This window comes from Rhodococcus sp. ZPP, assembly GCF_017656075.1.
In the GTDB taxonomy this organism is placed as follows: Bacteria; Actinomycetota; Actinomycetes; order Mycobacteriales; family Mycobacteriaceae; genus Rhodococcus_F; species Rhodococcus_F oxybenzonivorans.
Map to the genome: position 1 here is coordinate 1,415,004 of NZ_CP058638.1, position 21,161 is coordinate 1,436,164.

18 protein-coding genes are annotated in these 21,161 nt (G+C 66.5%); 7 read left to right on the top strand and 11 right to left on the bottom strand.

Annotated elements, in window-relative coordinates; genetic code table 11:
- Positions 1-47: 47 nt before the first annotated feature.
- From HYG77_RS06710 to HYG77_RS06720, 3 genes are all read right to left on the bottom strand, one after another.
- A complete protein-coding gene (locus HYG77_RS06710) occupies positions 48-1,349 on the bottom strand; it encodes a glutamine synthetase family protein (protein ID WP_208962216.1) in 1,302 nt (433 codons plus the stop codon).
- Entirely contained in the window at positions 1,349-3,292 is a 1,944-nt protein-coding gene (locus tag HYG77_RS06715; protein ID WP_208962217.1) for an acyl-CoA thioesterase/bile acid-CoA:amino acid N-acyltransferase family protein, read from the bottom strand. The genes HYG77_RS06710 and HYG77_RS06715 overlap by 1 nt, the downstream gene beginning before the upstream one ends.
- 87 nt (positions 3,293-3,379) lie before the next feature.
- Positions 3,380-4,558 (bottom strand): helix-turn-helix domain-containing protein, encoded by a 1,179-nt coding sequence (locus tag HYG77_RS06720; RefSeq protein WP_109328280.1) that lies wholly within the window; start codon positions 4,556-4,558, stop codon positions 3,380-3,382.
- A gap of 197 nt (positions 4,559-4,755) precedes the next feature.
- On the opposite strand from HYG77_RS06720, the gene HYG77_RS06725 reads away from it, so the two are divergent.
- Entirely contained in the window at positions 4,756-6,498 is a 1,743-nt protein-coding gene (locus tag HYG77_RS06725; protein ID WP_208962218.1) for an aldehyde dehydrogenase family protein, read from the top strand.
- Between the two features lie 30 nt (positions 6,499-6,528).
- A complete protein-coding gene (locus HYG77_RS06730) occupies positions 6,529-8,115 on the top strand; it encodes a GMC family oxidoreductase N-terminal domain-containing protein (RefSeq protein WP_208962219.1) in 1,587 nt (528 codons plus the stop codon).
- A 61-nt stretch (positions 8,116-8,176) separates the two neighbouring features.
- Here the strand turns inward: HYG77_RS06730 and HYG77_RS06735 are convergent, their stop codons facing one another.
- Positions 8,177-8,779 carry a C40 family peptidase gene (locus HYG77_RS06735; RefSeq protein WP_208962220.1) on the bottom strand — a complete coding sequence of 201 codons (603 nt, stop codon included), beginning with the start codon at positions 8,777-8,779 and terminating at the stop codon, positions 8,177-8,179.
- Positions 8,780-9,028: 249 nt separating this feature from the next.
- Here HYG77_RS06735 and HYG77_RS06740 point away from each other — a divergent pair, with 249 nt between their 5' ends.
- The 3 genes from HYG77_RS06740 to HYG77_RS06750 all read left to right on the top strand — a co-directional run bounded on the left by HYG77_RS06740 (position 9,029) and on the right by HYG77_RS06750 (position 12,500).
- The gene (locus HYG77_RS06740) at positions 9,029-9,850 is read left to right on the top strand and encodes an alpha/beta hydrolase (protein WP_208962221.1); all 822 of its coding nucleotides are present in this window, start codon (positions 9,029-9,031) and stop codon (positions 9,848-9,850) included.
- A gap of 663 nt (positions 9,851-10,513) precedes the next feature.
- On the top strand, positions 10,514-11,467 hold the full coding sequence (locus HYG77_RS06745; RefSeq protein WP_204164898.1) for a DUF808 domain-containing protein: 954 nt from the start codon (positions 10,514-10,516) through the stop codon (positions 11,465-11,467).
- A 169-nt stretch (positions 11,468-11,636) separates the two neighbouring features.
- Positions 11,637-12,500 (top strand): class I SAM-dependent methyltransferase, encoded by an 864-nt coding sequence (locus tag HYG77_RS06750; protein ID WP_208962222.1) that lies wholly within the window; start codon positions 11,637-11,639, stop codon positions 12,498-12,500.
- 75 nt (positions 12,501-12,575) lie between these two features.
- Here HYG77_RS06750 and HYG77_RS06755 read toward each other — a convergent pair whose 3' ends face one another.
- From HYG77_RS06755 to HYG77_RS06775, 5 genes are all read right to left on the bottom strand, one after another.
- Complete coding sequence (locus HYG77_RS06755; protein ID WP_109328269.1) at positions 12,576-12,905, bottom strand: ANTAR domain-containing protein; 330 nt, start codon at positions 12,903-12,905, stop codon at positions 12,576-12,578.
- Between the two features lie 742 nt (positions 12,906-13,647).
- Positions 13,648-14,136, bottom strand: a complete 489-nt coding sequence (locus HYG77_RS06760) for a flavin reductase family protein (RefSeq protein ID WP_109328267.1) — start codon at positions 14,134-14,136, stop codon at positions 13,648-13,650.
- Positions 14,136-14,642, bottom strand: coding sequence for an NAD(P)H-dependent oxidoreductase (locus HYG77_RS06765; RefSeq protein ID WP_208962223.1), 507 nt, complete (start codon positions 14,640-14,642; stop codon positions 14,136-14,138). Before HYG77_RS06765 ends, HYG77_RS06760 begins: the two co-directional genes overlap by 1 nt.
- A 196-nt stretch (positions 14,643-14,838) precedes the next feature.
- The gene (locus HYG77_RS06770; RefSeq protein WP_208962224.1) at positions 14,839-15,666 is read right to left on the bottom strand and encodes an ABC transporter ATP-binding protein; all 828 of its coding nucleotides are present in this window, start codon (positions 15,664-15,666) and stop codon (positions 14,839-14,841) included.
- Positions 15,659-16,372: an ABC transporter ATP-binding protein gene (locus HYG77_RS06775; RefSeq protein ID WP_244373512.1), complete on the bottom strand. Its 714-nt coding sequence runs from the start codon at positions 16,370-16,372 to the stop codon at positions 15,659-15,661. The genes HYG77_RS06770 and HYG77_RS06775 overlap by 8 nt, the downstream gene beginning before the upstream one ends.
- On the opposite strand from HYG77_RS06775, the gene HYG77_RS06780 reads away from it, so the two are divergent.
- On the top strand, positions 16,323-17,162 hold the full coding sequence (locus HYG77_RS06780; RefSeq protein WP_244373514.1) for an LLM class flavin-dependent oxidoreductase: 840 nt from the start codon (positions 16,323-16,325) through the stop codon (positions 17,160-17,162). The two genes, HYG77_RS06775 and HYG77_RS06780, sit on opposite strands and share 50 nt — an antisense overlap.
- Before the next feature lie 178 nt (positions 17,163-17,340).
- Complete coding sequence (locus HYG77_RS06785) at positions 17,341-18,723, top strand: FAD-dependent oxidoreductase (protein ID WP_208962225.1); 1,383 nt, start codon at positions 17,341-17,343, stop codon at positions 18,721-18,723.
- On the opposite strand, the gene HYG77_RS06790 is transcribed toward HYG77_RS06785, so the two are convergent.
- Positions 18,717-19,514: an SDR family oxidoreductase gene (locus tag HYG77_RS06790; protein WP_208962226.1), complete on the bottom strand. Its 798-nt coding sequence runs from the start codon at positions 19,512-19,514 to the stop codon at positions 18,717-18,719. The two genes, HYG77_RS06785 and HYG77_RS06790, sit on opposite strands and share 7 nt — an antisense overlap.
- 161 nt (positions 19,515-19,675) lie before the next feature.
- Entirely contained in the window at positions 19,676-21,100 is a 1,425-nt protein-coding gene (locus HYG77_RS06795; protein WP_208962227.1) for an aldehyde dehydrogenase family protein, read from the bottom strand.
- Between the last annotated feature and the right edge of the window lie 61 nt (positions 21,101-21,161).

The window sequence follows — 21,161 nt, forward strand, 5'->3', positions numbered from 1 at the left end:
CACACGAACGTGTGACCGCGGTTCCGCATCCGGAGTTCGGCAACTGACTAGGACGTCCACGCGTACCGGAAGCGTTGCGCGACCTCGTCGACCGGTTTCGCCCGGTATTCGGCGTGCTCGTAACCCCTGACCGCCACGAGCGCTTCCATGATCAGCGGCCCGAACAAGTCGCGCGCGAGCGCCGACGACTCGAATGCTCCGAGCATGTCGGACGACAGGGTCGGGAGAAGATCGACGGCGTGGGTGCCGGACAAGTCCGCGGGGTCGACCGACACCTCGTCCGGGAGCGTAAGCCCGCCGGTGATGCCGTCGTGGGCGGCACCGAGAATAGCGGCGCTACTCAGATACGGGTTCGCGGACGGGTCGATAGGTTTGATTTCCAGGTTCGCGCCGTGCGGATTCCCGGCAGTGTCCGCGCAGAGGCGGACGGCTGCCTCGCGGTTCTCCAGGCCCCAGCAGCGGAACACCCCCGACCACATGCCTGGGCGCAAACGCAGGTGCGACAGCACCGACCCGGCGAGAACGGCCGTGAACTCGGGTAGCGCCCGCAGAATCCCGGCGACCGCGGCGCCACCGGCGAGAGTGAGCCCGTGCGGGCCCGGCCCTCCCGACAGGATCGGCAGGCCACGTTCGGTGAACGACACGTGCTGATGGGCACCGTTTCCCGCCCCACCTGCGACGGGCATGGGTGAGAACGACGCCCGGAGTCCCTGAACGCGCGCGACCCGGCTGATCAGGGCGCGGGCCAGCACCGCATTGTCGGCCGCCTCGACGGGATCCGCGGGGGCGAGCGACACCTCGAATTGATTCAGCCCAGCCTCGGCGTGGACCTGTTCGATCGGCAGCTCGGCGCTCGACGCCGCCGCCAGCAGCCGTTCGAAGAATTCTTCCTGCGCGAGAACGGCATTGAGGCCGTATGCGGACCATTCTTCGGTGCTCGCCGCGTCGAAGAGCGTGAACTCGATCTCGTGACCGGTTCGTGCGCTCAGACCGGACTCCGCCAACCGCGTCGTCACCCGCCGCAGCGCGCCCCGGGTGCAGGACTGCGACGGTGTTCCGTCCTGCTCGCAGAGATTCGCCGGAGCCCAGTACGTGCCGTTGCCGAGGTCCCGGACCTCGTCGGGGTCGATGCGGAGCCGAAGGTCGCCGGTCACGGAGAAGGAGGGCGTGAACGCGAGATGGTCGTCGACGCAAAACACACTCCAGCTCGATGACGCCCCCGCCCCCGCTTCGGCGAAGGCCGACAACCGTGAGCGCGGAAACACTTTGGCCCGCGAGACACCTGCCATGTCGACGATCGATCCGACGACGCGGTCCGAGGATGCGGTATTCCCGCCTCCGGTGCCCATCAGGCACTCGTCGTGGCGGCCGTGCGGGACAGGAAACCGAGGACGCACTGTATCGCTTCGCGTTGGGCACGCGCCTGCCCGATGCCGCCCCCACCGAGGGCGATGCCACCGGTCCATTGGGCACCCGACGGAAACATTCCCCACCGAACCAGGTGGCCGGCGCCGGGAAAGCACCGGTGCTCGTCGTGTCGTTCCGCGCGCCGCGCCAGAAGGGCGGTGGCCATGTCGGCCGATGGCCAGAGCTCGTCGTCCTCACCGGTCAGGCACAGGAGCGGCGCTGCGACACGCTCGGAGTGCAGTATCGAATTCGCCGGTGCGGCGGCGAGACCGGCACGGTAGGCGGTGCCGAGCCGAAGCAGGCTGGGCCGCCCTGCGGCGATGTCGCGGTGGGCGTGCCACGCGTTCCGGATGAGCTGCGGCATCAGGGTCCCGCCGGGGAGGGGCGCCCAGGGGACTGCCCGGCCGCGACGCGTCCACGACGGCGTATCGGGGATTTCTCCCTCGGGTCCGATGGCCTGCCACGACACCGAACTCGGGCTCGTCAGTACGAGACCATTCACGTCGAGCAATCCGTCGCAGGCGGCGGCGAGCAGTCCTTCCGCACTGCGGGACGTACCGACGGCGGTTACGCGATCGCCGTCCACCTGTGCGAGTGTCCGCAGGAACGTGACCGCAGTCGCGAACCGTTCGAGCGGGATGTCGACCAGTGTCGGCTCCGTGCCCGGTTCGTCGACCCACGAATACGCCAGCGCGGACCAGCCGTGTGATGCGAGCATCTCCAGGTTGGAGCGCTGCGAGTCGACGCCACCCTCGGAGCCGCCGAAACACACGACTCCCGGCCACCCCGCGGTGGGCGCGTCGCCGGCGGGTAGGGCGAGGAGCGCGGGGCGGCCGTCGACCTCCCGTTCGGTGACCGTGACGCCCGGGGCGGCAGCGCGACGGATCACGGTCCGCCGCACCCTTCCCTGCGCAGACGTGACGTCGACCGTGACGTTCCATGGACCGGCGGGGGGCACGAACAGTTCGGGTACGCGATCGTCCGACACGAACCGCATCGCCCACAGCGGGGCGTCGCTGTCTGCCACATCCCAGTCGCCGCGCACCGGTGCCCGCGAGGTGACGTCGACGGTTCCGTCGGCAGGGACCACGAACACTGCCTCCGAACGCCACTGCGAGCCGAAGAGATCCGTTCCTGTGGTCCGGACAGTAAGCGCGGCACCCGGCTCCGCGCCGCGCACGGCGACCGCGAAGGGTTGATCGTGGCGGGAATCCTCGACGACGTCGAGGACCAGGCTCCCCTCCACCCGGTCCTCGGGCGGCGACGGTCGCGATACCACCGTCGGCTCCATCGAGGACTGCTCCGCGAGAAGATGCGACGTCTTGTCGAACCACCCGGGAAACATCGCCGAGACCAACCCGGCCACACCCATCAGCGTGTAGGGCAGAACCCAGTAGCAGACGATCGACAGGGGGTCCCCGTCATCGCGCATGGTTGCGTCACCATCGACGATCGGCGGTATCAGCGACACCAGCGTCATTGCACCGAATGCAGCCACCCACATCCAGGTCATCGCCGTAGTGACGTACCGGAAGCCGCCGCCTGCAGCTGTCGCGGCGTCGACGCTTCCCACCGCATATTCGCGGACGAACGGCCGGCCCACCAGTACGCCGACCGCGGCGATCGCGAAGAGTCCGAAGTTACTCAGCGGCTGCAACCATCGCGCCAGAACGGCGTCGTCGACGAGGAGGGCTGCAATCAGCAGCAGTGCGAAAACGGCAACGGTGCCCACTTCGAGAGTGCGCGACGGTTGACGGCGCGCCCGTTGCAGCACCTGCCCGGCCAGCGCGATACCGAACGCGACGGCGACTGCAGTGACGAACCCCGTGTTGCCCACGAGAATCCAGTAGACGATCCACGGCGCAAATCCGATGACGAATCCCATTGCACTGCCCCACTGCCCGGCATCCCCGGGCTACGACGGCCGACTGGCACTCATTGTCGGGCCTGCGACGTGTTCGGGGACCGCATTTCAGGAAGCGAGCAGTTGATGCGCCCGCAGGCCGACATAAAGTTCGGCGGCGTCGATGGGATCCGAGAAGTTCCGCCCGGTGAGGCTGTGGATCCTGCGCAACCGGTACAGCACGGTGTTGCGGTGGTAGTGCAGCTGCGCTGCGGCCGCAGTGGTGGAGCCGTGGCAGGCGAACCACGCGTCGAGTGTGGAGAGCAGACTGTCCTGCTCCTCCGGCGGCAGCGCCAACACCGGTCCGAGAATCTGGCCCGCCGCGAGCTTGCTCGCTTCCGGCGCACTGACCAGCAGCAGCGAGACGGGCACGGACTCGTATCGCGTGACCGTGCTACCACCAAGTCCCGCGCACCGGCGGGCGACACGTGCCTGCTCGACGGCGGCGCTCGTCCCGGCGGGCCGGGTGAATGTGGAGCTGACCCCGACCCGGGCGTCGGCGCGGCCGAGAAATGTCAGCGCTGCCTCGACGAAGTCGGCGGTGGACGCCCACAGCAACCCGATTCGGCCGTCGACCTCCGTGTCCCACACGGACTCGACTCCCACGCCGCGCAGTTCGGCCTCCAGCAGATCCGCCGAACACGGTGACGCCGCCGATTCGACCGACACGACCACGAAGGTGCTGTGCTCGGGGATGCGGAACGTCCGCAGCGCATCGGCAGCTCCCGCCGGATTCGCCGAGTGCTCCCCGAAAAGCGTCCTCACGAGCCGGCCGCGCGACTCGGCGTCCTCCCGGGCACGGAGGTCAGCGGTCTCGCGGTAGGACTCCGCGGCACTGTCGGAATACACATCCACCAACGCCCACACCTGCGCAGCCATCTCGAGCAGCGCGTTGGTGGCCCGGCCCTCCGAGCGGTCCATCAGCTCATCCCAGATCAGTCGGCCACCGAGTCGGAACGCGTGGAGCAGGGCGGCGAGCGGCACACCCTGTTCGGCCTTCAACTGGCCGGCTGCCCGCGCAGCCTCCAGCCGGATCGGCGCGATCCCGGCGAGGTTGCCGAGCATCGCCGTCAGGTTGTCGAGGCACGCCCCGTACAACTGCTCGGGGGTGAGCAAAGTCGCCTCGATGTAGCCGTGTTCGGCAGACAGAATTCTCTCGGTGAGGGTCTGGGACAGCTCGTTCACCGATTCGAGCATGTCGCCCAGTAGATCGGTGGGCGACGGCGCGATGTCCGGACTGGCAACCATTCGGCAAGACTATCGACCGGCCGTCCGTACCGCCACACCCTTGTTGTGCGACGGCATAGGGACAAAGTGGACATTTGACAGCCGCCGCCTATGGCGCAGCAGCCGGGGATGCGACGAGAATCACAGGCCTACGCCCACAGCCGTTCAGCGTCTGTGGCGACGTTCTCCATGTAATCGACCCGAGCGGAGAGTCCACAGTGAGCACTTCAAACCCCGAGGCCACTCCCCCACCCTCCGGCGCGGCCGAGCACGCGGCCGTCGACGCAGCCCTCGCCGACCTGGCCGAAGGCGAGAAGAACTGGGCTGACCTGTCCCTGTCCGAACGCGGGAAGCTTCTCGACAAAGTCCACGACCTCACCGTGCAGCACGCCGCGGACTGGGTGGACGCTGCTGTCGGGATCAAGGGCCTCGACCCGAAGTCGCCGCTGGTCGGTGAGGAATGGATGTCCGGCCCGTATTCCGTCGCGACCGCCACCGCCGCGCTCTCCGCAAGCCTGGCAAAACTCGAGGCGGGCGGCAGTCCCCTCGACGGCGCCACCTTCGGCAGGGCGCCCGGCAACCGCACCACCGTCAAGGTTCTTCCTCTCAACATTTTCGACAAGCTGCTCCTCAGTGGTTTCAGCGCCGAGGTGTGGCTGCAGCCGGGGATCGATCGTGCAACGGCACAGCGGGACGCCGGCTTGGCTCAGCGAGACCCCTCCCACACCCGGGGCATCGGTGTGGTGCTCGGCGCCGGCAACATCACCTCGATCGCCCCGTTGGACACGCTCTACGAATTGATCGCCCACAACCGCGTCGTCGCGCTCAAGCTCAACCCGATCACCGACCCGTTGCTGCCGGTCCTCACACGGGTGCTCGAGCCACTCATCTCCGTGGGCGCCGTCCGCCTCCTCACCGGTGGCGCCGACGTCGGAACCTATCTGGTGCACCACCAGCAGGTCGATCACGTCCACATGACGGGTAGCGCACTCACCCACGATGCGATCGTCTTCGGCACAGGCGAGGAAGGCGCGAGACGCAAGGCCGCGAACGAGCCGATCCTCGAAAAAGAGATCTCGAGCGAACTCGGTGGCGTGTCCCCCACCATCGTGCTGCCCGGCGAGTGGAGCCACGCCGACATCAAGTTCCAGGCCGAGCACATTGCCACCCAGCGGCTACACAACGGTGGCTACAACTGTGTCGCGGCACAAGCGGTCGTGGTGTCCTCGGAGTGGAGGCAGCGTAACGAGTTCCTCGCCGCTCTGCGCGACGCCCTCGATCGAGCACCGGACCGCTCCGCCTACTACCCGGGCAGCGACACCCGTGTGGCCGGAGCGGTTGCGTCGTTCCCCAAGGCCGAGCGTCTGGGCAAGAACGGTAGGCGCGTGCTGGTGACGAACCTCGATCCCGGCGAATACGAGCCACTGCTGCAGACGGAGTACTTCGCTCCAGTCCTCGGCGTGATCGACCTTCCGTACCAGGGAAACGAGTTCGCGAGGCGAGCAGCACAATTCGTGAACGATGACTTCGTCGGCACGCTCGGGGTGAACATCGTCGCGACACCGCAGACCATTCGCTCGATGGGTTCGGCGTTCGACTCCTTCGTGGAGAGCCTGCGATACGGGACCATCGCCATCAACGCCTGGACCGGCGTGGGATACCTCACCGCCACCGCAACCTGGGGCGCCTTCCCCGGCCACACGGTGAACGACGTCCAGAGCGGAATCGGTGTGGTCCACAACGCGCTGTTGATCGACCGCCCCGAACGCACCGTGGTGCGAGGCCCGTTCCGCCCGTCACCGCGATCGGTGATGAAGCGGGAGCTGTCCATTTCACCCAAACCGCCGTGGTTCGTGAACAATCGCACCGCCGCCACCACGGGGCGCCTGCTGACCGCCTTCGCCGGAGCACCGTCATGGAAGCGGCTCCCGGCCATCTTCGCGTCCGCGCTGCGTGGCTGACGCACCGCTGTCTCGACTGGAGAGGAACGAATGAAACACATACCGTCGGTGGCGGACTACGTCGTGGTGGGGTCGGGCTCGGCGGGTGCCGCACTGGCCGAACGCCTCAGCGCCGACTCCCGGAATGCAGTGGTGGTCCTCGAGGCCGGCCCCGAGGACAAGAACAAATTCGCGCACATCCCCGCCGCCTTCTCGAAGTTGTTCCGCAGCGAGGTGGACTGGGATTACCTCACCGAGCCGCAAGACGCCCTCGGTGGCCGCGAAATCTACTGGCCGCGGGGCAAGATGCTCGGCGGATCCTCGTCGATGAACGCGATGATGTGGGTGCGTGGGTTCGCCGCCGACTACGACGAGTGGGCGGAACTCGCCGACGAGTCATGGTCGTTCCGGGAGGTGCTCAAACATTTTCGGCGCATCGAGAAAGTGGAAGGCGCCACCGAGGCCGACTGCGGCATCGAAGGTCCGATCAACGTGTGCCATCAGCGGAGCCCACGCGCACTGACAGGAGCGTTCCTCGACGCGGTTCGGGAAACCGGATATCCCGTGGAGCGTGCGAATACCGCACAGCCCGAGGGTTTCTCCCAGACGATGGTCACCCAGAAGCGTGGTGCGCGGTGGAGCACCGCCGACGCCTACCTCCGGCCCGCGATGAAACGCAAGAATCTCACCGTGGTGACCGAGGCACTGGCCACCCGCGTGTTGTTCGACGAAACCGCCGCGGTCGGGGTCGAATACGAGAAGGGCGGTGCACGCCACACCGTCCGGGCGGCGAAAGAGGTGATACTCGCCGGTGGGGCGATCAACACGCCGCAGCTGCTGATGCTGTCCGGTGTCGGTGACGAGCAGCAGCTACGCGAGCACGGCATCCCCGTGCAGCACCACCTTCCCGAGGTCGGTAAGAACCTGGCGGATCACCTCGTCTCGTTCCTCGGTTACAGCGTGGACTCCGACTCGTTGTACGCGGCGGAGAAGATCCCCGAGTTGATCAACTACCTCACGCGCCGACGCGGCATGCTCACCTCCAATGTCGCGGAGGCATACGGGTTCGTGAGGAGCCGGGACGACTTGCCACTACCCGACCTCGAGATGATCTACGGCCCCGCACCGTTCTTCGACGAGGGGCTGATCCCCGCCACCGGCCACGCCGCCGTCATCGGCACCATTCTGGTGAAACCGGAGAGTCGCGGCACCATCACTCTGCGGTCTGCGGATCCTGCGGCGAAACCGCTCATCGATCCCCGCTACCTCAGCGACCCCGAGGGCGCGGACCGGCGAGCCATGCTCGAAGGACTTCGCCTGTGCGATGCCCTCGCCTCGGCCCCGACGCTGAAGTCGAAGCTGGGCACACTGATTCGGCCCTCGGTCGAGCCGGATACTCCGCTCGAGGAAATACTGGAACGGGCCCTCGCCGAGAATGCGCACACGCTGTACCACCCGGTGGGTACCTGCCGGATGGGCAAGGACCCCGCCAGCGTCGTCACCCCGGACCTACGTGTGCGGGGAGTCGAGCGCCTGCGCATCGCCGATGCGTCGATCATGCCCACGATCATCCGGGGCCACACACACGCACCCGCCGTGCTCATCGGGGAACGTGCCGCCGACCTCATAGGGCGCTAGCGCCCCGTGAGTGGTTAGCGAGTCTCTGCACTCGCTAACCACTCACGGGCGGCGGAGCCGCCTAGTACCGGCGGGCCGAGTGGAACGGCATCGAATCGAGCGGTGCCTGCTTCACCGGCTGGCCGGCGCTGGGGGCGTGGACCACCATGCCGTTTCCGGCGAACATCCCGACATGCGACGCCCCGTAGAACATGACCAGATCGCCGGGCTGAAGATTTCCCTTGGCGACAGGCGCCCCGCCGTTCACCTGGTCGTAGGTGGTACGCGGGATCGAGACACCCGCCTGCTTGTATGCCCACTGCATCAATCCGGAGCAATCAAAAGCGTTCGGTCCGGTGGCGCCCCACACGTACGGTGAGCCGATCTTCGACTGGGCGGCTGTCAGCGCCTGCGCACCGCGGGTGGACGGCAGGGCCGGAGCCGGCGGCAAGGCTGGTAGCAGGTTCGATGGTGGAGCGGGGCTCGGTGCCGGCGCCTGCGGCGCGGGCGGCAGCGGCGGTACACCTGGTATGTCGAACGTCCCAATACCTGGGATGGTGATCGGCTCCGCTGCAGCAGGGGCAGCAGGGAGCATGAATGCTCCCAGCCCCACCGCGGTGGCAACCAGAACGCCACCGGTCGAAATCTGCAGACGATTGCCCCGACGCAATCTATGCTTGGCCATTGAGCTGAGTCCTTCATTTTTTCGATGTCCGGCGACTTTCGTGCCGATCGGACGAGACGTTTTATAACATCGCGGTCACGGGCTCAGCGGGCAACGGCCGAATGGCCCATACACATACCTGTTTTCGGAAAACCACGTAGATCACAGGATTATAACGAACAGACCGGTCGTGACGAAAACGTAAAACAGGTATGTCCGCGGGTAATTCGGCCGTTACCGCCGGAACACCCGTCGGACACGCTGTGGAGCGTGTCACTGACCCAGAACTCAGAACCCGAGATCCTCGAGCCGCTCGCAGGTCCGAAGGCCCCGACCCTGACCGTGGTGGCGCAGGGTCCGCCCATCGTCTTCCTCCACGGCTGGGGACTGACCCCGCGGGTGTATGGCCGCAGCCTCTCGACTCTCGTCCGACAGGGACATCGCGTCGTCACACCGACACTTCCCGGTTTCGGAGGGACTCCCGACCATCCGCCGCACGCGCGTAGCTTCGCGGGCTACGCCGCCTGGCTCGGACAGTTTCTCGACTCGGCGGGAATCGACGAGCCGGTGACCCTGGTCGGCCACTCCTTCGGCGGTGGTGTCGCGATTCAGACCGCTCACGACCTTCCCGAGCGGGTAGCACGAGTAGTTCTCGTCAACTCCGTCGGCGGCGGGGCATGGTCTGCCGGCGGTCAGGCAATACGGCACATCGGTGAAAGACCATTGTGGGATTGGGGTGCATCGGCGCTGGGCGAGGCCCTGTCGATCCGGTCGATCGCCCACACGGCAGCATCGCTCGTCAACGGTTTCATCCCCAACACAGTGCGCGATCCAGGTGCGGTGTGGCGGACGGCACATCTGGCCCGGCGCGCGGACTTGCGGACCGAACTCAGAACTATCGCGAACCGAGGACTGCCGGTGACGCTGTTATGGGGCCGCGGTGACCGTACGATCCCGGTGGCCAGCTTGGAGTCGTTGAAGACAGCGCTCCGCAATCCACCGGTTCTCACCGTGGCGGGCGGTCACGGTTGGCTGATCCACAATCCCACCGCGTTCGCCGACGCGATAGGCAGGGCGCTCGACGCCATCTGAGTGGTCATCGCGCCCGCAACCGCGGTTGTCACACCACAGTGCGGCCCCCACCGGTCATCGATAGGGGCCGCACTGGGCAGTGAATACTCAGGTCACCGTCACGACGGCGGGGGCGCGGGAGTCGGAGGCTTAGGCGTCGGAAAATTCCCAGGGCCGGGACTGGGAGGTGGGCACAACTGGCAACCTCCGTCGCCGAGATCCTTGGGAGGCGGCTTGGGATTGGTGTCGTGACAGCTGACTCCCTTGCATGGGACAGCGGACGCCACGGCCACAGGGGCGACGGCCGAGATCGACAACGCGGCCGCAGCCCCCGCAATCAGCACAGCGATACGTCCGCGAGTTGTTCCACTCTTCGACATGGGCGGGTTCCTTTCCGAGGACTCGAGGGCCGCCGGGTCCGGCGGTGATTCCATCGTCTGCGCCAGCGAACCCCGCGACCAGATGCCCTTGGGTGACGAGATGGCCACCCTCACGGTTCGGGTTCGAGGGAGCAGTTCGAGGTCGCCCGACGTCGGCGCATCATGGCTCCGCGCTCGCACGCGGCACGTTGAGAAGCGTCCGCATGATTGTTGCGTGGGACCATGGATTCGGTAGCGTTCGGTATCGACCCGCGACCGCGTGTCATTCGATCGGCTCTGCACATTTGAACTGTGGGAGGTTCCCGTGGCTGGTGGTCTCGTCGCCCTGTTGGACGACGTCGCGGCACTCGCGAAAGTGGCTGCGGCATCCGTCGACGACATCGGAGCCGCGGCAGGCAAGGCCAGCGTCAAGGCAGCGGGTGTGGTCGTCGACGACACCGCCGTCACCCCCCGCTATGTCCATGGATTCTCCCCTAATCGCGAATTGCCGATAATCCGCAAGATCGCGATCGGATCGATCCGCAACAAACTTTTGATCATCCTGCCGGTGGCGATGATCTTGAGCCAGTTCCTGCCGCAGGCGCTGCCCTATCTGCTGATCGCCGGTGGCCTGTTCCTGTGCTTCGAGGGAGCGGAGAAGGTCTACGAGGCAATCACCGGCGGGCACCACGGCGACGAAGATACGCCGGTAGTGCTGCAGGGCCCCGAGCTCGAAAAAAGTATGGTCAGCGGCGCAATCCGCACCGACCTCATCCTGTCCGCCGAGATCATGGTGATCTCCCTGTCTTCGGTCGAGAGCGAACCGTTCGTCACTCGACTGCTGGTGCTCATCGTCGTGGCGTTCCTCATCACCATCCTGGTCTATGGTGTGGTCGCCCTGATCGTGAAGATGGACGACGTGGGCTTGGCGCTCGCCCAACGCGAGTCGACGTTCAGTCAGCGAATCGGCCGAGGCCTCGTCGCCGCGATGCCGAAGGTGATGGCGGTGCTCACCGTGGTCGGGATCGCCGCGATGCTGTGGGTCGGCGGCCACATCCTGCTCGTCAATGTCGGTGAGGCAGGATTCCACTGGCCTGCCGATCGCCTCCACGATGTCGAACATTGGTTCAGCGACCTTGCGCACGGCAGTTTCGGTGGGGTTCTGTCCTGGACTTCGGGGACCGTGGTGTCTGCCCTCGTGGGGCTCGTCGTCGGCGCGATCGTCGTCCTGATCATGCACCTGATTCCGAAGCGGAAGAAGAGCGTCTCGGCGCACTGACGCGTCCGGGCGATGGGATGAGGGACTGTTGGCCCGTCCGATGCCCATCTTCTGAGTCGGCCCGAGAGCGGAATGACTGCCCGTTCAAGGGCACCCGACAGACACGGCGTTCTTGCCGATACAGCAAGAACCTTCGCCAGAATGGTCGCAGCTATTGCACTGTGTCGGTATGGAAGATTCCGGCGAGGTCACCGAGGTCACGTCAGCATTGAGTGAGGCAGCCGAATGGGATGCACGCTACAACGAGCGGGATCAAGTGTGGAGCGGCGAACCCAACGGCGCACTTGTCGACGAGATGACCGGCGCACCGCCCGGGCGCGCCCTCGACGTCGGCTGCGGTGAAGGCGCTGATGCCCTCTGGCTCACCCGCCAAGGATGGGCAGTGACCGCGCTGGACGTTTCACGAGTCGCGCTCGATCGGGCCGCGGCCCATGCCGCCGACCAGAACACGGACATCACCTGGGTGTGCAGCGGCCTACTGGATGCCGATCTGCCCGCCGATGGTTTCGACCTGGTCTCAGCCCAGTACCCCGCCTTACGCTGCACAGCCGACCATGCCGCGGAACGAGCGTTGGTCTCCGCGGTCGCACCCGGCGGCATCCTGCTGGTTGTTCATCACGACATGCGCGACGGGGATGCGGCGCGCGAGCACGGCTTCGATCCCGATGACTGGGTCGCACCCGGTGATGTGGCGGCGCTACTGGATACCAGCTGGCACATCGATGTGAACGAGGTGCGGGAGCGCTCGATCAGCGGCGGCGCGGGAGCGCACCACACCCACGACGTGGTCCTGCGCGCGCACAGACTGCCCCAACGCAGCCCTCTCGTCGGACGAGGGCCAGCGAGCGGTTCGCTCGGCGCTCACACGGGAGCACAGGTGGGGACCGTGACGGCCACAGCTGCACCCGCGTCACCGCTCGCCAGGCGCGCACACCCCCTCGATGGGGGCTGCTACTGGGATCATCGAGAGGCGCGGTGGGTCAACTCTCGCAGCGGCAGGGGCACGAGCCCTACTTCGGATCCTGCCGGATAGCAATCTGTCAATCAGTGGTGAGCGCGGAATCTGCGAATCAGACCTTGCCTTCAAACGCGAACCGTGCCCGCTGCGTCAGCTCGCGTGCGCGTGCGGATGTGAGGGGAGCTGGGCGAGCAGCTGCTCCCACTCGTCGAACCGGACGGCGTCAGCTGTGCGGCGATGGGGCGCGGATCCGGCGGCGAGGTCGACCAAGCTTCGGGCGGCACCGAGAACGGTCAAGTGATGGCGGCGGGAAACGTCGAGGAGTTCATCGAACGCCTGGGCATCGCTGCAGCGGCGCGCTGCGATCAGGATGCCCTTCGCGGTGGCGAGAAGCTCGCGACCGTCGGGACGCCGTCGGGGAATCAGGCGAGTGGGGCCGGCAACGGGAGTGAGGGAGAAGTCCGCGGTGTCCTCGATCATGTGACGTAGTCCTTTGCTCTCGTGCATCGGCCGGGATGCACCGGGGTGCCGGCAACGAATCCCAAGCGGTCATAAAGTGTGAGTCATGTCACTACCGATGCCCGAATAGTTCTAGCACACGTCACGGCGGCTGCCACCTAGACAATCGTCCAATACTTTGCTCTACGTCGAGCCGGGCACCCTCGGCGTCAAATCGGTCAGCCTTCGTCCACCGCCCTCCCGGTTCGACCAACACGCAAAATGGATGTGGTGTGGATCACATTGCTGAGGTGCGACCAGCTGCTGGATCTACCATTTACCTCTCACGAAACGCACTGGATGCGGGGCCCCGATGCAGTCGATACCGAGATTTTCTGACGCGATTGCGCACTTGCCATGCCGTCAACGCCCGAGGAGACATCGGCGAGGCCAACCGCCACGCGAGTCATCGTGACGGGCGTAATCGAGTTCGCGCGGCGGTGTCCCATAGCACGTTCCGGCGAGGCCCGGCCGGAGCGGAATACACTCCGACCGGGCCGACCCGGCTCAGGCACCGTCCCCACCCTCCCGAATTCGTATCGGACGCTCACAATTCCTCGAGGCGGCGGCCCTTCGCATCCGCGCCGGCCACGACACCGAACGAGACAGGGATTTTTGGCTGCAACGTCGGCGACGGATGCAAGTTGCCCAGCCCGGCCCCGCCATCAGTTCCGCGGTTGCCGCTCGCACTCTTCGTTCTCGTGACCGCACGCTGGAGACATTCTCAGGCCTGCAGCCATCGGAAGGTACTGCGGTGGAACACGATCGGCTCCACGTCTGATTGCACCCGCACCTCGTTAATTTTCAACAGCACGACCGCATGATCGCCGGCGGGCACCTGCTCCGACACTGTCGTGTCGAGCCACACGGAGGCACCACCGACGAATACCGCGCCGCCGTCACTGGTTTCCGTGGTGAGTCCTTCGAACCGGTCGCCGGTCTTCGCGGCCAGTACCCGCGCCGCGGTGTCGTGCACCTCCCCCAGCACGCTGATTCCGATGCGCGCCAATCCCGCCAGCTTGGGCCACGTCGAAGAGGTGTTCTGCACGCAGAACGCGACGAGAGGGGGATCCAACGACACCGGCACGAAGGTGCTCGCCGCCATCCCGACCCGCTCGCCGTCGATCTCTGCGCACACCGCCACCACACCACTGGGCACATGCGAGAACGCCTCCCGCAACGAACCTGGGTCCAGCGTTACCGTCCCGCTCATCACAACTCCGTCCGTGCCGTGGCCGCCGCGGTGAGCACAGGCCCCCAACGCTCGGCGTACTCGGCGATTCGCGAATCGGTGGTGTAGGTGGTGTCGGCGAGGTACAGCCCCGGCGCCGGCGTTGTTGCGCCGAGCTCCACCAATACCGGCTTCAACAGCAGCTCGGGTGCGAGCGCGTGCGCCGGGCCCGCACCGAGCATGACCGGAACCGCGACTACGCCCCGCAGTCCTTCCGCTGTCGCGAACTGGTCGAGGAAGAGCTTGAGCACTCCCGTATAGGTGGCCTTGAAGGTCGGGCTCGCGACCACCACCAGGTCCGACTGTGCCACCGTCTCGACCGCTTGCGCGACCTTGTCGTCACCCCAGCCGAGCAGCCCGGGACCCAACTCGATGACGTCGACGACCGAGTCCACGGGGGAACCCGTCACCGCCGTCGCCACCAACGTCGCCGCGTCCAGTGTGCGCGAACCCGCCTTGGGATTGCCCGCGACTACCGTTACCTTCATCGTTCCCTCGCCTCTCATGTGCTGTCGGTGCCACGATAGAACAGCTGAGTGTTCATCGTCGAATATGATTGACTGCGCGCCCCTTTCGCCCACAGATCATTCGGATCACGTCGAATCAAACCCTTCCGTTCACTGATGGTCGGGCTTACACTGCCGACCCGTGAGTACTTATTAACAACAGGCAGTTAAGAAGTACTCACGGGAGGTGGAGCCTCAGTTCGCGGCGCCGTTCCCGGGTCACCGCGCCGCCACTCAACGTGGGAGCCGATCCGACGAGCAGCGCCGTGTACGGGTGCTGGGGATCGGAGATCACCTGATGGGTGGGTCCGTCCTCGACGATGTTGCCGCGGTACAGCACGACGATCCGGTCGACCAGGGCCGCGACCGCCCCCAGGTCGTGCGAGATGAACAGCTGAGCGAGCTGCCGCGAGTGCCCGAGTTCGGTGAGCAGTTTCAGGATTTGAATACGGTTGACCGAGTCGAGGGCGCTGACCGGTTCGTCGAGCAGCAGCAGCGCCGGATCGAGGACGAGGGCCCTCGCGATCGCGATCCGCTGACGCTGCCCACCCGACAGGTCTGCGGGAATCCGCGCCGCGATGTCGGCGTCGAGTCCGACACTGCCCAGTACCGCTGCCACCCGCAACCGCACCACGCTGCGGTCGAGTCCGCCGCGCACGAGCAGTCCCTCGGCGATCGACTCACCCACGGGGATGTCCGGATCGAGGCTCAGCAGCGGATCCTGGAACACGTACTGCACGGTCCCCGTGCGGCGGTGCGCCCTGCGGTGCGCCGCGGACAGGTCGTCGACGCGCTGCCCGCGGATCTCGACCGATCCGGACGTCGGGGTGATCAGACCGAGAATCGTGCGGGCCAGTGTCGTTTTCCCGGAACCGCTTTCACCGATGAGTCCCACCTTCTCGCCGGCATCGACGGTCAGGTCGACGCCGTGCAGGATCTGCTTGCGGGCCGCGCGGGGTCCGAGCTCCACCCGGACGCCGGTCATGCGCAGCAACGACTCAGACACGAACCGCCTCCTTTCCGATGACCGACTCGAGCCCGTACTCCCGGTGGTTCTCGACGAGTTGGCGGGTGTACTCGTGTCGGGGCGCGGTGAGCAGGTCCCCTGCTCGCCCGGACTCGACGACGGCGCCGTCCCGCATCACGATCACGTTGTCGCAGACCTGAGCCACCACGGCGAGGTCATGCGAGACGAGGACGAGCGCGAGACCCAGTTCGTCGCGCAGGTCCTCGAGGAGGTCGAGCACCTCGGCCTGAACGGTGACGTCCAGGGCGGTTGTCGCCTCGTCGGCGATCAGGAGTTCCGGTTCCGCGGACACCGCGATCGCGATGAGCACCCGCTGGAGCATTCCCCCGGACAGTTCGTGCGGGTACTGGCGGTACACGGTGTCGGCGTCGTTCAGTCCCATTTTCCGGAACAGTTCGACGCCGCGCCGCCGGGCGTTCGCGCGGGACAGGCCGAGGGTCGACCGGAGTGCCTCGGCCAGATGTTCACCGACCCGGATGGACGGATTCAGATAGGACGCCGGGTCCTGGAAGACTGCGGAGATGCGGGTACCCCGCAGTGGCCGCCAGTGTTTGCGACCGAGGTCCGTGAGTTCGATGCCGTCGAAGTCGATCGAGCCTGCGGTGACACCGATTCCGCCGGAAAGAATTCCGAGGATGGCGCGGCAGGTCAGCGACTTACCACTTCCCGACCTGCCGGCGGTCACCGCGAAGGAATCGGCGACGATCACCGACATCGCCGGAACAACCGATGCCGGTGCGGCACGGTTCGCGCTCAACGTCGTCGCCGCGTGGTGGGAGGAGGAAGCCCGGCAGTGCGGCGGCGCCTTCACCCGGCACGACGACCGATACCGGCAGGCCGGCGAATTCGTCGACGTTCTCCGTGGGCTCTGGGAGCACACCCCGTTCACCTACCAGGGCGAGCACTTCAGCGTGCGCGACTCGATCCTGTCGCCGAAGCCCGGAATCCATCCCCCGGTTTTCGCCGGCGGTGAGAGCGAGAGCGGTCGCGAATCGATCGCCACGTTCGCCGACTCGGACGTACTGCACGGCGGCGCCGTCGACGAGGTGCGCACGAAGATCGCGGACATGAACGCGCGGTCGCAGCGAATCCACCAGCGGGACATGGCCGAATTCGGCATGTCCACGTACATCATCGTGCGCGACACCGAAGCCGAGGCCCGCGCCGAACTCGAACGCATCACCACCGTCGACCCTCACTCGCCCGGGTACGCGTCGTTCGAGGAGTTCGTGAAGAACTCCGAACTCGACGTCGAGCTGTCCAAGCGCGAATACTCCGTCGGCACGCGCGGATTGCGACCCGACCTCGTCGGCACCCCCGAACAAGTCGCCGAAAAGATCCGCGCCTACCAGGACGCCGGTCTTACACTCCTGCTCATCCAGTGCTCCCCCGCGCACGAAGAGCTCGAACGCATCGCCGAGCAGGTGTTTCCGCTGGTCCCCACCCGTGAGTACTTGTTAACAACGGGCGGTTAATAAGTACTCACAGGGGGACGCCCTTGACCGCACTACTCGCCGCGAGTAAGGATGATTATGTTCTGTGCGCGGCGATTTCATTCCCGGAGAGAGGAATTCACACCCCCAGGACCAATGGCGGCGCACCCGTTACATACGGCCGCACGAGGGCCGCGCGCGCAGCGCGAGGGGATGTGTCATGGCAGACATCGAGGTCGACTATTGCGTCGTAGGCGCCGGATTCGCCGGACTGACGGCGGCACTGCGTCTGAAGCAGGCCGGGCAATCGGTCGCGCTCGTGGAGGCGCGTGACCGGATCGGCGGCCGAACGTTCACCGAGGTCCGCGAGGACGGTTCGTGGATCGATCGGGGCGGTGCGTGGATCGGGCCGGGACAGGACCGGATCTACGCCCTGATGGACGAATTCGGCGTCAAGAGTTACAAGCAGTACACCGACGGCGAGGCGATGATGGTCGTCGACGGCAAGCAGTACCGGTACAAGGGCACGATTCCCCTGACGATGAGTCCCTGGGCGGCCGCGAATCTCGGCGCCGTGTTCGTCGAACTCGGCGAGATGTGCAAGACGATCCCGCTCGACGCGCCGTGGGAGGCGAAGAAGGCAGCGAAGTGGGACTCGATCAGCCTCGCCAAATGGCTCGGCGACAACACGCTGTCCACACCCGCCCACGACCTACTCGAGACCGCCATCGCCGGCTGCTACACGTCCGCGGCGTCCGAAGTGTCGATGCTGTTCGTCCTGTACCAGATGGCATCCGGCGGCGGTCCAAGTTTCGTCCTCGGTGTGAAGGACGCCGCCGAGGACGCGCGGCCGGTCGGCGGAATGGCTGCCGTCTATCGTCCGATGGCAGCCGAGATCGGCGACGCGCTCCACCTGTCACAACCCGTCCGGGACATCGCGCAGGACGGCGACGGCGTGACCGTCCGCTCCGCGGATCTGGCCGTGAGGGCCCGGAGGGCGATCGTCGCGGTACCCCTCGCGATCGCGAGCCAGATCGTTTACGAACCGCTGCTGCCGATGGATCGGTCCTTCCTACACCAGCGAATGCCGAGCGGTGCGGTCATGAAGATCGCCGTCCTCTACGACGAACCCTTCTGGCGCGCCGCCGGACTGTCGGGGCAGTCGGCGGCACCCGACTCCCCCGCGACGATCACCATCGACGCCAGTACCGACACGGGACGCCCCGGTGTTCTGTGCGTCATCGTCGAGGGACCGATCGCCCGCAAGCTGGGGACGCTGCCGGAAGGGGAACGGAGGAAGGCGGTGTTCGCGGAGTTGACCGCGAGGTTCGGAAATAAGGCAGCCTCCCCCGTCGACTACATCGAGCAGAACTGGAGCGTCGAGCGGTACTCCGGCGGCGGCATGCTCAGTCATGCGCCGACGGGCGTGCTCACCCAGTTCGGCCGCGCCCTCCGCAAGCCCTGCGGTCGCGTTCACTGGGCAGGCACGGAGAGTTCGTCCGTGATGTGCGGATGGGTCGACGGGGCCATCCGGTCCGGGGAGCGCGCCGCCCGCGAAGTCACCGAACACGACGGCGTGCTGTCCCACGCCCAACCTCAGTAGTAGACGGCCCCCGGCACACCGCCGCCGACGGCCACCGCGTCGCCGGTGATCCCGACACTGCGCGGTGACGCCAGGAATGTGACGACGTCCGCGACCTCGCTCGCGTCGATCAGCCGGTGGATCGAGTTGGTCGCCAGCCGCGACTCCAACTCGGCGACCGGAACACCTTCGTCCTCGGACTGCTTGGCCAACCGGTCGACGAGTCGCTCCGTCCGCGTCAGTCCCGGATGCACCACCGTCACGTTGATTCCGTGCGGTCCGAGTTCGTCGGCGAGGTTCTTCGTCAGCGCCGACACACCGACGTTCCGCACGGTCTGCGCGATGGAGTTGGCCTGGCGTGCACCGAGTCCGCTGATGTTGATGATTCGCCCCCATCCCTGTTCCACGAGGTGCGGTGCCACGGCCCGGGCGGTCCGCAGGTATCCGAGCACCTTGATCTCGAGTTCGCCGCGCACCACGTCGTCGGTGGTAGACGCGAAGTCGCTCGGCTTGCCCGCACTCCACGGGGTTGCAGCGGCGTTCACGAGGATGTCGACACCACCGAGTTCGTCCACCGTTCGCTGTACGAGGGCGCGCACCGAGTTGTCGTCGCCGGTGTCGGTGGGAACCCCGAGCACCCGCCGTCCGGTCCCCTGCGACAGCGTCTTCGCCGCCAACTCCAGCGCCTCGACGCCCCTGGCCGCGAGCACCACGTCGACTCCCTCCGACGCGAGGCTGCGCGCGATCGCGAGACCGATTCCGCGGCTGCCGCCGGTGACGATCGTCCGCTTGCCGCCTAGACCGAGATCCATGTCGTTCTCCTCATCGCCGCTGTCCACCCCTCGATTCGAGGTTAGAACCTCGGTGGTCGGGAATCACGGATTCGGTTCAGCTTGAGGCCAATTGCGCTCCGCACCCGTGAGTGGTTAACGAGTCCAGAGACTCGTTAACCACTCACGGGCGGCGGAGCCGCCTACCGCTGGATCGACTTGACCTCGAGGAACTCTTCGAAGCCGAGAACACCGGCTTCACGCCCGATACCCGACTGCTTGTACCCACCGAACGGGGCGTTGGTGTTGAAGGCGCCGCCGTTCACCTCGACCTGGCCGGCCCGTAGCCGCCGGGCGACGCGATCGGCACGGTCCTTGTCCCCGGACCAGACGCCGCCGGCGAGCCCGTACTCGGTGGCGTTGGCGATCCGAACCGCGTCCTCCTCGTCCTGGTACCCGATGATGGAGAGCACAGGTCCGAAGATCTCTTCGCGGGCGATCGTCATGTCTTCGGTGACCCCGGAGAAGATGGTGGGGCCGACGAAATAGCCTCTCTCCTGACCGGTTTCGCGTCCGTCGAGAACAGGCTCGGCACCCTCGGCGATTCCCTGCTCGATGTAGCTTCGGACCCGTTTGAGCTGATTCGAATTGACCAGCGGCCCGAGGACCGACGTGGCCGCGGTCGGGTCGCCGACGGCATAATTCTGGGCGACCTGCGCAGCGATCGCGGCCGCCTCGTCCACCTTGTCGGCCGGGACGAGCATGCGGGTGAGTGCCGAACACGTCTGACCCGAGTTCAAATAGCACTTGCCCACCCCGTCGGTGACGGCCTTGGTGAGGTCCGCGTCGTCGAGGATGACGTTGGCCGACTTGCCGCCCAGTTCGAGCGCCACCTTCTTCACCGTCTCGGCTGCGACGACGGCGACGCGCTTACCGGCGCGGGTGGAGCCGGTGAAGGAGACCATGTCTACCTCGGGGTGTCCGGCGATGGCCTCCCCGACCACGGGACCGTACCCGCTGACGAGGTTGAACACGCCGGCCGGCAGACCGACCTCGTGAAAGATGTCGGTGAGGGCGTAGGTGATGAGGGGCGCCACCTCGGTCGGCTTGAGCACCACGGTGCAACCCGCGGCGAGGGCGCCACCGACCTTCAGGACCACCTGATGGAGGGGGAAGTTCCACGGGGTGATGGCACCGACCACGCCGATCGGCTCCCGCACGATCAGCGAATTCCCGACCTCCTGGGCGTCGAAGTTGTAGTTGGCCGCCAGTTCGGCGAAGGCAGAGAGGTTCGCCAATGGCATCCCGATCTGCACGGGCTTCGCTAACCGCACAGGCATCCCCATGTCGCTCGACACCAGGGCGGCGAGTTCGTCGACTCGCTCCTTCACGAGACCGGCCGCTTTGCGCAGGTACTGGCCGCGCTCTTCGCCGCTGAGGGCCGACCACGCGGGGAATGCGGCGCGGGCGGCCTCGGCGGCACGGTCGACGTCCTCTGCGGTGCCGTCCGCGACCACAGCGATGACCTCTTCGGTGGCGGGGTTGACGACGTCGATACGCCCCGTCCCCTGCGAATCGACCCACGCTCCGTCGATGTAGATCTTGCTGCGGTCGTGAACTTCGGTCATCGGTCAGCCTCCATCGATATCGGGTTGTGCCACTGCCTCGACCCTACGGCGGCCCCGCCGA

Bases quoted from the DNA above. Each gene is read 5' to 3' on its own strand.
- HYG77_RS06710 (WP_208962216.1), bottom strand. From the start codon at position 1,349: ATGGGCACCGGAGGCGGGAATACCGCATCCTCGGACCGCGTCGTCGGA.
- HYG77_RS06715 (WP_208962217.1), bottom strand. From the start codon at position 3,292: ATGGGATTCGTCATCGGATTTGCGCCGTGGATCGTCTACTGGATTCTC.
- HYG77_RS06720 (WP_109328280.1), bottom strand. From the start codon at position 4,558: ATGGTTGCCAGTCCGGACATCGCGCCGTCGCCCACCGATCTACTGGGC.
- HYG77_RS06730 (WP_208962219.1), top strand. From the start codon at position 6,529: ATGAAACACATACCGTCGGTGGCGGACTACGTCGTGGTGGGGTCGGGC.
- HYG77_RS06735 (WP_208962220.1), bottom strand. From the start codon at position 8,779: ATGGCCAAGCATAGATTGCGTCGGGGCAATCGTCTGCAGATTTCGACC.
- HYG77_RS06750 (WP_208962222.1), top strand. From the start codon at position 11,637: ATGGAAGATTCCGGCGAGGTCACCGAGGTCACGTCAGCATTGAGTGAG.
- HYG77_RS06755 (WP_109328269.1), bottom strand. From the start codon at position 12,905: ATGATCGAGGACACCGCGGACTTCTCCCTCACTCCCGTTGCCGGCCCC.
- HYG77_RS06760 (WP_109328267.1), bottom strand. From the start codon at position 14,136: ATGAGCGGGACGGTAACGCTGGACCCAGGTTCGTTGCGGGAGGCGTTC.
- HYG77_RS06765 (WP_208962223.1), bottom strand. From the start codon at position 14,642: ATGAAGGTAACGGTAGTCGCGGGCAATCCCAAGGCGGGTTCGCGCACA.
- HYG77_RS06780 (WP_244373514.1), top strand. From the start codon at position 16,323: ATGGCGCGGCAGGTCAGCGACTTACCACTTCCCGACCTGCCGGCGGTC.
- HYG77_RS06785 (WP_208962225.1), top strand. From the start codon at position 17,341: ATGGCAGACATCGAGGTCGACTATTGCGTCGTAGGCGCCGGATTCGCC.
- HYG77_RS06790 (WP_208962226.1), bottom strand. From the start codon at position 19,514: ATGGATCTCGGTCTAGGCGGCAAGCGGACGATCGTCACCGGCGGCAGC.
- HYG77_RS06795 (WP_208962227.1), bottom strand. From the start codon at position 21,100: ATGACCGAAGTTCACGACCGCAGCAAGATCTACATCGACGGAGCGTGG.